Source organism: Butyricicoccus sp. AM05-1 (assembly GCF_003474415.1).
Lineage (GTDB): Bacteria > Bacillota > Clostridia > Oscillospirales > Butyricicoccaceae > Agathobaculum > Agathobaculum butyriciproducens.
In genome coordinates this window covers 673026-685447 of sequence record NZ_QUDG01000001.1, presented here as the reverse complement: position 1 = coordinate 685447, position 12422 = coordinate 673026, and the positions used below count along the sequence as shown (strand labels likewise).

Here is a 12422-nt window from a genome sequence, read left to right as displayed (position 1 = left end):
TCCGGAGCCTCATGCAGCCATTGCTCGAAAATCCGGATGAAGCAGTTCCGCAGCAGCCGGAGATGATTCGTACAGCGGGAACTTCTCGGTGAATACATGATTTGTCTGCTTTACGCAGTTTTCTGACCGATTTCACAGGGAATACTATTTACTACTTGAATAGTACGGATTTTTGCGGTATACTATAAACAAACAAAAAGCAACAGGAGGTTAATATCATGGCTGCTATTACGAAGAAGTCCACCATTGGTGAGGTTCTGAATATGAACATCGAGACCGCTCGTTTCTTTATGGAAATCGGCATGCACTGCCTCGGCTGCCCGGCATCTCAGGGCGAGAGCATCGAGGAGGCCTGCATGGTACACGGCACCAATGCAGATGAACTGGTTGCCAAGCTCAACGCTTTTCTGGGCGAATAAGTCGAGTGAGTAAGAAAATTAGAGCTGGCATTGTTTGCCGGCTCTGTTTTTTTGGAGTTTTACATGGAAAGTATGATTTTAACACCGCGGCTGGCCTGTATGGCGGCTCTGGTGCCGCAAAATGCTCGATTGGCGGATATCGGAACGGATCACGGCAAGCTGCCGATTTCACTGCTGCTGGATGGGCATATTGCATCGGCTATCGGCTCGGATATCCGTTCAGGACCGCTGGCGCATGCGGAGCGCAATGCGAAAGAGCATAACGTATCCCTGTCTCTGCGGCTTGCGCCGGGACTGGAGGCCGTGCGGGCAGAGGAATGCGACACCGTAACAATCGCAGGCATGGGCGGCCAGACCATCGCAGAGATTTTGACTGCCGCACCGTGGACCGCCCAAGGTAACCATCTGCTGCTGCTCCAACCGATGACCATGATTGCCGAGCTGCGCCGGTGGCTGTACGCGCACGGCTACGCCATCGAGCGTGAAACGCTGTGCCGCGAGGACAGACGGCGTTACGTCGTTCTCAGCGTACGCGGCGGTGCACCGAAGCGGGAAATGCCGTTGACCGAATGTGCTGTCTCTCCGGCCTTGCTGCGTGCAGAGGGTGCCGCCGATTATCTTGAGCAGCTCTATCTGCGGGAGAAAAAGGCACTGGACGGCATGGAACAGGGTACATCGGAGAACAAGCGTCTCGCATACCAGCGTGCGCTGGTGCAGTGCATCCAATCTGCAAGGGAGGAACTGAAATGACGACAGTTCAGGATATTTTGACATTTATGGAGGGTCTTGCTCCCTACGAGCTGGCGGAAAGCTGGGACAATGTCGGCCTGCTGTGCGGCGATCGTGCGCAGGAGGTCACGAGCGTGCTTTGTGCGCTCGATGTGACAGAAACGGTCGTGCAGGAAGCGGCTGAGCGCGGTGCGCAGCTTGTTGTCGCACACCATCCGGCGATTTTCACCTCGGTCAGCCGTGTGACATCGGACGATACGACCGGTCGAGTGCTACGTTACGCAATCAAGCACGATATTTCTATTATCTGCATGCATACCAACGCAGACTGTGCGGAGGGCGGTGTCAATGACGCACTCGCATCTGCGCTGTTTCTCACCAATGTGGTGAGCATGGAGGCAGGCGAGAACGGCATGCTCGGTCGTGTGGGCGATCTGTCGCGCGAAATGCAGCCGCGCGAATTTGCACTCTATGTCAAGGAATGCCTGCGTGCGGGCGGTGTGCGCTTCTGTGACGGCGGCAAGCCGATCACGCGCGTAGCGGTCGGCGGCGGTGCCTGCGGCAAGCTGATGGACTATGCCGCTGCAGGCGGCGCACAGGCGTTCGTCATCGGCGACTGCAGCTACGATCTCATGCAGCGTGCGCAGGCCATCGGTCTGTCTCTGGTGGATGCAGGACACTTCCCGACCGAAAATCCGGTCGCGGCCGTGTTCGCCGATAAAATCACAGCCGCATTCCCGCAGGTGCTCACCGAGGTTTCCGAGCGGCACGCGGACTGTATCCAATTTGTTTAAGGAAGAATTTATATGCCATTAGATGCGATCTGCCTGCGGGCAGTGACAAATGAACTCAATAACGTACTGGCAGGCTGTCGTGTAGAGAAGGTCTATCAGCCGGACCGCGATGAAATCGTGCTGCAGACACGCGGCGGTCAGGGCGGTCCGCGCCGACTGCTGCTGTCGATCGCGGCAGGCTCGCCGCGCGTGCATTTCATTGACGCGGCTCGAGAGAATCCAGCGGCGCCGCCGATGTTCTGCATGCTGCTGCGCAAGCATGTGCAGGGCGCAAAGATTGCGGCAGTGAGCCAGCCGGCGGTCGAGCGTATGCTCACCATCGAACTGGATACGACGGATGAAATGGGTGTACCCTGCAAAAAGCACCTCATCTGCGAGCTGATGGGCAAGCATTCCAACGTCATCCTGTGCGGCGAGGACAACCGCATTATTGACGCTCTGCGCCGTGTAGACGGCGACCTGTCCGGCAAGCGGCAGGTTTTGCCCGGTCTGTTTTACCGCATGCCGCCCGCACAGGACAAGCACGACCCGTTCACGGTTTCCGGCACAGGACTTGCCGCCGCCGTATCGCAGGCCGAGGAAGGGCAGACGCTCGACCGTTGGCTGCTCAGTCAGCTTCTGGGCTTTTCGCCGCTGCTCTGCCGCGAGCTGTCCTTCCGCGCGACCGGTGACGCAGCCAAGCCAATCGCACGCATGACGGACGAGAACCGTCAGCAGCTCGGCAAGGTGTACGACGATTTCATGTCGTATGTCGAGGATGACCGAGCCAAGCCTTTCCTGCTGACCAAGGCCGAGGACGGTGCGGTGTTCGACTTCACCTTTCTGCCGGTGACGCAGTATGAGGGTCTGATGAATGTCACGCAGGCAGACAGCTTCAGCGCGCTGCTTGCAGCCTTCTTTGAGAAAAAGGGCAAGGTTGAGCGTATGCAGCGCCGCACCGGTGATCTGCACAAGACTGTCACAAATGCGCGTGACCGTGTGGCCCGTAAGCTGGCGGCGCAGAAAAAGGAACTCGCGGCTACGCACAACCGTGAGCAGTACAAGCGCACCGGCGAACTCATCACCGCGAACCTGTATCAGCTGGAAAAGGGTATGAACAAGGCGAAAGTGGTCGATTACTACGCAGAAAACTGTCCGGAGGTCGAGATCACGCTGGATGTTCGCCTGACGCCGCAGCAGAACGCACAGAAGTATTTCAAGCTGTACAACAAGGCCAAGACCGCCGAGGAAGTGCTCACACAGCAGATCGAACAGGGCACAGCTGAGCTGGATTATCTGGAAAGTGTCCTCGCTGCTCTCAGCGAAGCCGAAAACGAGCGTGATCTTGCACAGCTGCGCGAGGAGCTCACGCAGTCCGGTGTGCTCTCTGCCAAGCAGACGCGCAACAAGAAGCTGCGCGGCAAGCCGGTGCAGGCCAAGCCGTTCCATTATCGCACGAGCGACGGATTTGACGTGTTTGCGGGAAAAAACAATCTGCAGAACGATCTTTTGACACTCAAAACCGCGTTTAAGAGCGATATCTGGTTCCACACGCAGAAGATTCACGGCTCACACGTTATCCTCGTGACGGATGGCAGGGAGCCGACTGATGAGGCCATGACCGAGGCCGCTATGATCGCGGCGTACCATTCGAGAGGACGCTCGTCCTCGCTGGTTCCGGTGGACTACACGCCGGTTCGCCAGGTGAAAAAGCCTGCGGGCGCGAAGCCGGGTATGGTTATCTACCATGTGTACCAGACCGCGTATGTCACGCCGAACGAAGCCGAAGTAGAAAAGCTCCGCGTAGAATAAAAATAAACCGCTCTCGAACTTTCGAGAGCGGTTTTTGTATAAAAAAGGGATTCTGCCGAAAACAGAATCCCTTTTGCTTTACTTGTGGGATGCGATAACGTCGCTCATGTCGTACATGCCCGGCTGGGTGCGCTCGGCCATGAAAGCGGCTGCATCAACCGCACCGACCGCGAAAACCTCGCGGGATAGGGCGGTGTGCTTAATCTCGATGATCTCATCGCGGCCGCAGAACAGCACGCTGTGCTCACCGACGATGGTGCCGCCGCGGATGGCAGAGATACCAATCTCGTGTGCCGGACGCTTTTCGCGGCGCTCGTGACGGTCGTAAACGTACTCCGCGTCATAGGGGAGTGCGCTCGCAACTGCGTCAGCCAGCATCAGAGCCGTGCCCGAAGGAGCATCCAGCTTCTGGTTGTGGTGCTTCTCAATGATCTCCACGTCGTATTTGTCACCCAGAACAGCGGCGGACTGCTTGAGCAGCTCGCTCATCAGGTTGATGCCGAGCGACATGTTGCCCGAACGGAATACTGCGATTTTTGCAGAAGCCGCACGGATGCGGTCCAGCTGCGCCGCAGAGTGACCCGTGGTGCAGATAACGACCGGCGTGCCGTGCTGCTCGCAGTAATCGAGCAGGCGCTCGGTAGAAGCGGCGTTGGAGAAGTCGATGATTACATCGCATTCGCCGGTAAACTCGAACGGATCGGCAAAAATCGGGAAACCTGCATACTGCACCGTATTGATATCAAATCCCGCAACGATCTCCATACCTTCTCTGCCGCTGACAATGTCGTTGATGACATGGCCCATACGGCCGCAGCAGCCGGAAAGTGCAATTTTCAACATCTTTTTATAGCTCCTTTAGATCTTGCAGCCGGCGTTTTCCAGCTCGCGCTTGATGTACGCGATGTGCTCCTCGCTCGGCTCAACCAGAGGCAGGCGCAGACCGCCGACCTTCCAGCCGAGCAGCTCCATAGCCTTCTTGACCGGAATCGGGTTGACTTCGCAGAACAGCGAGTCGATCAGATCGTGATACTGCAGCTGCAGCTTAGCAGCTTCCGGATAACGGTTGTCAAAGCACAGCTGAGTAATGTCGTGTGCAACCTGCGGTGCTACGTTGGACAGCACCGAGATAACGCCCTTGCCGCCGAGAGACATCAGAGGAACGATCTGGTCGTCGTTGCCGGACCAGACATTCAGGTTGTCGCCGCACTTAGCCATGGCCTCAGCCAGCAGGCTGAAATTGCCGGATGCGGCCTTGAGACCATTGATGTTCGGATGCTTGGACAGCTCATACAGGGTATCGGCGGTAAAGCATACACCGGTACGGCTCGGCACGTTGTACAGAACGATCGGAAGATCGCAGCAGTCTGCGATTGCGGTGTAGTGCGCGATCAGGCCGCGCTGCGTAGTCTTGTTATAGTACGGCGTAACCGACAGACCGGCATCAGCGCCGCATTCAGCTGCAAACTTGGTCAGCTCAATGGCGTATGCGGTGTCGTTGGAACCCGTGCCGGCAACGACCGGTACACGGTGATTGACATACTCACAGCACCAGGCAATGGCTTCGCGATGCTCCTTATCGTGCAGGGCAGATGCCTCACCGGTGGTGCCGCAGACAACGATGGCATCCGTGCCATGTGCAATCTGGTGGTCGATAATCTTGCCGAGTTCCTCGTAATCGACCTCACCGGTGGACTTGAACGGCGTGATAATAGCAACCGCAGCACCGGTAAAAACAGGCTTCTTCATAATAAAACGGTGACCTCCTTAACGGTCCATGTAGCCCTCGGCGCAAAGCAGCTCTGCCATCAGAACAGCGCCGCCTGCTGCGCCGCGCAGAGTGTTGTGCGACAGGCTGACAAACTTGTAATCAAAGATGGTATCTTCACGCAGACGGCCGATGGAAACACCCATACCATTCTCGAGGTTGCGGTCCAGCTTGGTCTGCGGACGGTTATCCTCTTCAAAGTAAGTAAGGTAGTGCTCCGGAGCGGACGGCAGGTTCAGTTCCTGTGCGCGGCCCTTGAAGTTGTTCCAGCGCTCGATCATAACTTCCTTGCTCGGCTTGTTCTTAAACTTGACCGAAGCGGCAGCCATGTGGCCGTCAGAGCATGCAACGCGCAGGCACTGTGCGGAGATAACCGGAGTGGTCGCAGACTCGATGTGGTCGCCCTCGATGTGGCCCCAGATCTTCATCGGCTCCTTCTCGCTCTTCTCTTCCTCGCCGCCGATGTACGGAATAACGTTGTCTACCATCTCGGGCCAGGTCTCGAAGGTCTTGCCGGCACCGGAGATCGCCTGATAGGTGCAGACGGAAACCTCGGTCGGCTCAAAGTCCATCAGAGCGGACAGCGCCGGAACGTAGGACTGGATAGAGCAGTTGGACTTAACGGCGATAAAGCCGCGCTTGGTGCCCAGACGCTTGCGCTGTGCCGGAATGATCTCGGCATGGTCAGCGTTGATCTCCGGAATGATCATCGGAACATCCGGGGTACCGCGGTGAGCGGAGTTGTTGGAGCAAACCGGGCACTCGAGCTTTGCGTACTTCTCCTCAAGGGCGCGGATCTCATCCTTCTTCATATCTACCGCGCAGAAGATGAAATCAACCTTGGAGGCGATCTCCTCTGCATCAGCAGTTGCATCATACATTACCATGTCCTTGTACTTGTCGGGCATCGGAACGGTCATCTTCCAGCGGCCCTCGCAAGCTTCGGCATAGGTCTTGCCCTTGTTTCGGCCGGATGCAGCGAGTGCTACGACATCGAACCACGGGTGGTTTTCCAGCAGCAGGGTGAAGCGCTGACCTACCATACCGGTCGCGCCGACGATGCCTACTTTGTACTGCTTCATGTTTATCAAATCCTTCCAAAAGGTATTCTAACAAAGAAATTATGTGATGAAAAACATACAGAAAGAATATCCAGAGGCGACTTCGGATGATTCGGCAAGAGCAATTTTCCGCAAAGTGCCGCAAACGAATTGCGCGGAGTTACCTCAAAAGAAAAATACCGGTTGAAAAACCGGTATGATCTATACTATAATAGAGGGAGCGGAACAAACCGCTGCGCTCTAAACAGAATAGCTCTCCACCGGCGTTTCCGCTGATGACAGACGCTGGGATATTTTCCGACGGCGTCCAGCACGGCCTTTCCGCAACAAGCACCGGCTTCGGCGGAGGTCCCTTTCCCGGGTGATTATCGGGTCTGCGGACCCTTCCAACCGGTACTGATGAAAACCGCACCTCTATCTGTATTGATACTTTCGCTTTTTATTTTAGAATATACCCTTGAGTTTGTCAATAAGAACAAGGCGAAACAAGGATAAAAAATAAAACAGGAGTTGATAAAATGAAAAAGCTGTTATCCATGCTGCTTTGCGCTGTGATGACGGTCACCTGCATCGGTGCTGTTCCGGCACATGCAGCAAACAGCGATACACGCCTGCGTGTCGGTCTGACAATCAGCGGCGCTTCCGCCTTTGCGGCACCGCAACTCGAGAACGTTAGCGGCTGCAAAACCGGCTACACGGTCGGCACCGTCAGCGGTACCGCGTTCTCCGGCAGCAAGTCGATCACGAGCAGTGCGCTGACCGTCAAGCTGGTGAACGATGCCTTTCAGGTCAGCGATACCGACAGCGGCTCGGTGCTGTATACGTCCGCAGCGGGTGCAGACCATATCGCCATCCGTCCGAACAGCGCGCTGACGTGGTTCAAGGGCTACAAGTGGCACGGTGATTTTGTGTACCGCCGCGCATCGAACGGCAGCATCACTGTTATAAACTATGTGGGTGTGGAGGATTATGTGAAGGGTGTTCTGCCGTACGAGATCGACCCGGACTGGCCTGCCGAAGCACAGAAGGCGCAGGCAGTCTGTGCTCGTTCGTTCGCACTGGGCACACACAAGCACGGCAGTGAGTACGACCTGTGCAACACCACGAACTGTCAGGTGTATCTGGGCGCCAACCGTGCAACCGAGGCCTCTGACGCGGCAGTAGATGCGACCAAGGGTGAAACACTGTCGTACAACGGCAGCTCGGTCATCGGTTATTTCTATTCGTCGGACGGCGGCGCAACCGAGGACGCAGCGAACGTCTGGGGCGGCGATTACGCGTACCTCAAGGGCAAGGCTGACCCGTATGAGGACCCGAGCAAGGACAGATGGACGGTGACGCTCACCGCCGATGAGATTCAGCAGAAGGTGAATGCCGCAGGCTACTCCATCGGCAAGGTAGCAAATGTGCAGGTCACCAAGCGCACCGCAACCGATAACGTAAACGAAGTGACGGTGACGGATACGAGCGGCAAGTCGGTTACGATTTCCAGGAGCAGCGTCCGCACAGTGTTCGGTCTCAAGAGCATTCGCTACACGATCACGCCGGTCGGCGGCTCGGGCAACAAGACCAGTCTGCAGGTCAAGGCTTCGACGCATAACGTCAAGGTCAACGGCAAAACCGTATCTCCGCAGGGCTATTACATTGTAAACGGCACGCAGTACGGCAACAATTACTTCAAACTGCGCGATATTGCCTATCTGCTGAGCGGCACCAAAGGTCAGTTCAACGTCCGTTGGGATAAGGAGAATGAACGCATTCTCCTGACCTCCGGCACGGCGTATGAGACCGTTGGCGGTGAGCTTGCGGATTCGTCCACGGCGGTGGAGAAAATCGGCAAATCCACCTCGACGATCGTGCTCGACGGCGAGACGATCGCACTGGACGGCTACATCATCAATGGCAACAACTACTACAAGCTGCGCGATATCGGCAAGGCGATCGGCTTTGACGTTGATTTTGACAACGCAAGCAGCACTGTGCTTGTCAAAACCACGAGCGACTATTCCGGCGATGACGAGGGCACAAACAGCGGTAATTCGGACAATACCGGCTCGAATACCACGCCGACCGTTACCAATCCGACCAGTTATACGTTCAGCGGCTCCGGCTGGGGACACAGCGTCGGCATGAGTCAGTGGGGCGCTTACGCAATGGCGCAGAAGGGCTTCACCTATGACCAGATTCTGAAATTCTACTTTACCGGCATTGAGATTGCCGAGTAATCTATAAAATCAACACGCAAGGGAGGAAAAACGGCAGGGGCGCTTAGGCGATATTGTCTTAAAAGCGTCCTTGCCTTTGTGATGAAGAAAAGCGATTTTTATTTTGACTTGCCCGAACGCCTGATTGCCCAGCATCCGCTGGAGCAGCGCGACGCGTCTCGCCTGATGGTGCTCGACCGCAGGGACGGCTCGGTGACGCACCGCCATTTCCGCGATCTGCTGGAGTATGTTCAGCCGGGCGACTGCATGGTGTTCAACAATTCCCGCGTCATTCCGGCGCGGCTGATGGGCCACGCTGTCGGCCATGTTACGCCAATCGAGGTGCTGCTGCTGACCGACAAGGGCGACGGCCTGTGGGAATGCCTGACGCGTCCGGGTAAAAAGACCCGCACCGGCGTAGAGCTGACCTTCGGTGACGGCCTGCTGACCGCAACCGTTGAGGCGGTTCAGCCGGACGGCAACCGCCTGATCCGTTTCCACTATGAGGGCATTTTCCTGGAAATCCTCGACAAGCTCGGTACCATGCCGCTGCCGCCGTATATCAAGGAAAAGCTGGATGATCCCGAACGCTACCAGACGGTTTATTCCAAAACACCGGGCTCTGCAGCTGCACCGACCGCCGGCCTGCACTTCACGACCGAACTGCTTGATGCGCTGAAAGCCAAGGGAGTAAAACTGGCGTTTGTGACGCTGCATGTCGGTCTGGGTACGTTCCGTCCGGTCAAGGAGGATGAGATCACCGACCACATCATGCACTCCGAGTATTATGTCATGGACGAGATGACCGCGGGGATCATCAACGATACGCGTGCCGCAGGCGGCAAGATCTGGGCGGTCGGCACAACAGCCACCCGCACGCTGGAGACCATCGCAGCTGACGACGGTACTGTGCGCGCACAGTCCGGCTGGACGGATATTTTCATCTATCCGGGCTATAAATTCAAGGCAGTCGATCATCTTGTGACCAACTTCCATCTGCCGGAGAGCACGCTGATGATGCTGATTTCGGCATTCGCAACACGAGAAATGGTCATGAACGCATATCAGGAAGCCATTAAGGAAGAATATCGTTTCTTCTCGTTCGGCGATTCGATGCTTTTGTACTAATAAAACAGGATAAGAGGGAATTATGGAAATCGGAAAATTTAACCTAATCAAAACCGAGGGCCGCGCCCGTCGCGGCGAGTTCTGCACGGCACATGGCGTGGTACAGACGCCGGTATTCCAGAATGTCGGCACAGCGGGTGCTATCAAGGGTGCGGTTGACGCGTTCGACCTCAAGGAGCTTGGCTGCCAGATTGAGCTGTCCAACACCTATCATCTGCACGTCCGTCCGGGCGACCAGATCGTCAAGCAGATGGGCGGTCTGCACAAATTCATGCGCTGGGACGGTCCGATGCTGACCGACTCCGGCGGATTTCAGGTGTTTTCGCTGGCGACCCTGCGCAAGATCAAGGAGGAAGGCGTAACCTTCCACTCGCACGTTGACGGCCGCAAGATTTTCATGGGACCGGAGGAGAGCATGCGAATCCAGTCCAACCTTGGCTCGGATATTGCGATGGCGTTCGACGAGTGTATTGAGAATCCGGCGCCGCGTGAGTATGTTAAAAACTCCATTGACCGTACCACACGCTGGCTCAAACGCTGTAAAACCGAGCTTGACCGTCTGAACACGCTGCCGGATACGGTAAACCCGCACCAGCTGCTGTTCGGTATCAATCAGGGCGGCACTTATGATGACCTGCGTATCGAGCACATGGAAGCGATTGCGGAGCTGGATCTGCCGGGTTATGCCATCGGCGGTCTTGCCGTCGGTGAAAGCACCGAGGTCATGTACCATATTCTCGATGTTGTTCTGCCGCATGCGCCTGAGCATAAGCCGCGCTACCTGATGGGTGTCGGCACGCCGAGCAACATTATTGAAGGTGTCGCCCGCGGCATTGATTTCTTCGACTGCGTTATGCCGACCCGCAACGCGCGTCACGGTCATCTGTTCACGCACAACGGCATTCTGAACATTATGAACGCCAAGTACCAGACCGATGACCGTCCGATCGAAGAAGGCTGTCAGTGTCCGACCTGTCAGCGGTTCAGCCGCGCCTATCTGCGCCACTTGCTCAAGAGCGGTGAAATGCTGTCCCAGAGACTGCTCGTTATGCACAATCTGTGGTTCTACAACCACCTCATGCAGGAAATTCGTGACGCACTCGATAATGGCACATTCGAGGACTATCGCGCAGAATACAGCGAAAAAATGAGCAAACGCATCTGACCCGGATGCAAACCCGAGCGCCATTGTCCCGCGATGATGGCACTATCACTATTCAGAAGGAAGGGGAGAACTGCTATGCAAAAGTTGAGCCGAAGAAGCCTGCTTTTGGTAGGTTTTACACTATTTTCTATGTTTTTCGGTGCCGGAAACCTGATTTTCCCGCCGTATCTCGGTGCACAGGCGGGCACTGTCGCGTGGCTGGCCTTTGTCGGATTTGCGGTCAGCGCGATCGGTCTGCCGGTTATTGGCGTGATCGCTGTCGCGCGTGCAGGCGGGCTGTCCGAGCTGGCCGGGCGTGTGCATCCGCGATTTGCGCAAGTATTTGCGCTGCTGGTTTACCTGTCGATCGGTCCGTGTCTGGCCATCCCGCGCACGGCGAGTACGTCATTCCAAATGCTCGCGCCGCTCATCGGCGGAGATGCAATGCGGCAGCTGATTTACTCTATCGTGTTCTTTGCGGCAGCGTTTTTTGTTGCACTGCACCCGGAAAAGCTGACAAGCTGGCTCGGACGCATTCTATGTCCGACGCTGATTGTACTGATTTTCGTGCTGTTTTTCGGCTGCCTGTTTCATCCGGTGGCAGAGCATTACGGCGTGCCGACCGCAGACTACGCTTCGCTGCCGAGCCTGACGGGCATTCTGGATGGCTACCAGACAATGGATACGCTGGCGGCACTCAATTTCGGCGCGGTTATCGCGCTGAATATTCGGGATTACGGTATCGAGGACGAACAGCAGGTGCGCCGCAGCACCATCCGTGCAGGCTGGATTGCAGGCGCAATGCTGCTTCTGATTTACGCGATGCTGACGCACGTTGGCGCACTGTCCGGTGCGGCATGGCCGGGCGGCTCGACTGGCGCGGACACGCTGAGCAATATTGCCAGAGGTCTGTTTGGCCCGGTCGGGCAGGTGCTGCTTGCCGCAATTTTCGTCATTGCATGCTTCAATACCTGTGTCGGCCTGATTGCCTGCGTCGGTCAGTATTTCCATGAGCTGCTGCCGCGTATTCCGTATCCGGCCATTGCGGCGTTTTTTGCTGTGGCCAGCATGATTATTTCGAATATCGGTCTGGCGGGTATTATCCGTCTGTCCACGCCGGTGCTGAACGCGATTTATCCGGTCGCTATCGTGCTGATCGTGCTGTCGTTCCTCCCGAAGCCGGAGAAACACGGTGCGGTTTACCGCCTCTGCATTGCCTTTACTGCTGTGCAGAGCATTGCCGCGGCATTCCCGATTCCGATTTTGTCGCCGCTGCTGCGGGCACTGCCGCTGAACGCACTCGGCTTCGGCTGGCTGATGCCGGCTGCGGTCGGTCTGCTGATTGGCTTGCTGCTTCCGAAGAAAACTGAAAAGGCATAAGAAA

Annotated in this window: 11 protein-coding genes and 1 riboswitch; of the genes, 8 read left to right on the top strand and 3 right to left on the bottom strand. The window is 56.4% G+C overall.

The window, feature by feature from the left end:
* The first annotated feature begins 218 nt into the window (after positions 1–218).
* The 4 genes from DW088_RS03765 (at position 219) to DW088_RS03750 (ending at position 3733) form a co-directional block, all read left to right on the top strand.
* On the top strand, positions 219–419 hold the full coding sequence (locus DW088_RS03765) for a DUF1858 domain-containing protein (RefSeq protein WP_110436676.1): 201 nt from the start codon (positions 219–221) through the stop codon (positions 417–419).
* A gap of 63 nt (positions 420–482) precedes the next feature.
* Entirely contained in the window at positions 483–1169 is a 687-nt protein-coding gene (locus DW088_RS03760) for a tRNA (adenine(22)-N(1))-methyltransferase (protein WP_118285965.1), read from the top strand.
* Positions 1166–1942 carry a Nif3-like dinuclear metal center hexameric protein gene (locus tag DW088_RS03755; protein ID WP_118359599.1) on the top strand — a complete coding sequence of 259 codons (777 nt, stop codon included), beginning with the start codon at positions 1166–1168 and terminating at the stop codon, positions 1940–1942. Before DW088_RS03760 ends, DW088_RS03755 begins: the two co-directional genes overlap by 4 nt.
* Positions 1943–1954: 12 nt before the next feature.
* On the top strand, positions 1955–3733 hold the full coding sequence (locus tag DW088_RS03750; protein WP_118359597.1) for an Rqc2 family fibronectin-binding protein: 1779 nt from the start codon (positions 1955–1957) through the stop codon (positions 3731–3733).
* A 78-nt stretch (positions 3734–3811) separates the two neighbouring features.
* Here the strand turns inward: DW088_RS03750 and dapB are convergent, their stop codons facing one another.
* Genes dapB through asd form a run of 3 tightly spaced genes read right to left on the bottom strand, consistent with a single transcriptional unit; the run spans position 3812 to position 6583 of the window.
* Complete coding sequence (gene dapB / locus DW088_RS03745) at positions 3812–4576, bottom strand: 4-hydroxy-tetrahydrodipicolinate reductase (RefSeq protein ID WP_118359595.1); 765 nt, start codon at positions 4574–4576, stop codon at positions 3812–3814.
* A gap of 15 nt (positions 4577–4591) precedes the next feature.
* The gene (dapA, locus tag DW088_RS03740) at positions 4592–5482 is read right to left on the bottom strand and encodes a 4-hydroxy-tetrahydrodipicolinate synthase (protein ID WP_118359593.1); all 891 of its coding nucleotides are present in this window, start codon (positions 5480–5482) and stop codon (positions 4592–4594) included.
* An 18-nt stretch (positions 5483–5500) separates the two neighbouring features.
* The gene (gene asd / locus DW088_RS03735; protein WP_117490632.1) at positions 5501–6583 is read right to left on the bottom strand and encodes an aspartate-semialdehyde dehydrogenase; all 1083 of its coding nucleotides are present in this window, start codon (positions 6581–6583) and stop codon (positions 5501–5503) included.
* A 221-nt stretch (positions 6584–6804) separates the two neighbouring features.
* Positions 6805–6987, bottom strand: a riboswitch (Lysine riboswitch).
* Between the two features lie 93 nt (positions 6988–7080).
* Between asd and DW088_RS03730 the strand changes: the two genes are divergently transcribed.
* The 4 genes from DW088_RS03730 to brnQ all read left to right on the top strand — a co-directional run bounded on the left by DW088_RS03730 (position 7081) and on the right by brnQ (position 12418).
* Positions 7081–8787, top strand: a complete 1707-nt coding sequence (locus tag DW088_RS03730) for a SpoIID/LytB domain-containing protein (protein ID WP_118359591.1) — start codon at positions 7081–7083, stop codon at positions 8785–8787.
* Between the two features lie 81 nt (positions 8788–8868).
* Positions 8869–9894, top strand: coding sequence for a tRNA preQ1(34) S-adenosylmethionine ribosyltransferase-isomerase QueA (gene queA, locus DW088_RS03725; RefSeq protein ID WP_118359589.1), 1026 nt, complete (start codon positions 8869–8871; stop codon positions 9892–9894).
* Between the two features lie 22 nt (positions 9895–9916).
* Positions 9917–11059: a tRNA guanosine(34) transglycosylase Tgt gene (gene tgt, locus DW088_RS03720; protein WP_118359587.1), complete on the top strand. Its 1143-nt coding sequence runs from the start codon at positions 9917–9919 to the stop codon at positions 11057–11059.
* A 75-nt stretch (positions 11060–11134) separates the two neighbouring features.
* A complete protein-coding gene (gene brnQ / locus DW088_RS03715) occupies positions 11135–12418 on the top strand; it encodes a branched-chain amino acid transport system II carrier protein (protein WP_118359585.1) in 1284 nt (427 codons plus the stop codon).
* Positions 12419–12422: the final 4 nt, after the last annotated feature.

Excerpts from the sequence above, each read along its gene's own strand:
- DW088_RS03755 (WP_118359599.1), top strand. The coding sequence starts at position 1,166 with ATGACGACAGTTCAGGATATTTTGACATTTATGGAGGGTCTTGCTCCC.
- DW088_RS03750 (WP_118359597.1), top strand. The coding sequence starts at position 1,955 with ATGCCATTAGATGCGATCTGCCTGCGGGCAGTGACAAATGAACTCAAT.
- asd (WP_117490632.1), bottom strand. The coding sequence starts at position 6,583 with ATGAAGCAGTACAAAGTAGGCATCGTCGGCGCGACCGGTATGGTAGGT.
- dapA (WP_118359593.1), bottom strand. The coding sequence starts at position 5,482 with ATGAAGAAGCCTGTTTTTACCGGTGCTGCGGTTGCTATTATCACGCCG.
- queA (WP_118359589.1), top strand. The coding sequence starts at position 8,869 with ATGAAGAAAAGCGATTTTTATTTTGACTTGCCCGAACGCCTGATTGCC.
- tgt (WP_118359587.1), top strand. The coding sequence starts at position 9,917 with ATGGAAATCGGAAAATTTAACCTAATCAAAACCGAGGGCCGCGCCCGT.
- DW088_RS03760 (WP_118285965.1), top strand. The coding sequence starts at position 483 with ATGGAAAGTATGATTTTAACACCGCGGCTGGCCTGTATGGCGGCTCTG.
- brnQ (WP_118359585.1), top strand. The coding sequence starts at position 11,135 with ATGCAAAAGTTGAGCCGAAGAAGCCTGCTTTTGGTAGGTTTTACACTA.
- DW088_RS03765 (WP_110436676.1), top strand. The coding sequence starts at position 219 with ATGGCTGCTATTACGAAGAAGTCCACCATTGGTGAGGTTCTGAATATG.
- dapB (WP_118359595.1), bottom strand. The coding sequence starts at position 4,576 with ATGTTGAAAATTGCACTTTCCGGCTGCTGCGGCCGTATGGGCCATGTC.
- DW088_RS03730 (WP_118359591.1), top strand. The coding sequence starts at position 7,081 with ATGAAAAAGCTGTTATCCATGCTGCTTTGCGCTGTGATGACGGTCACC.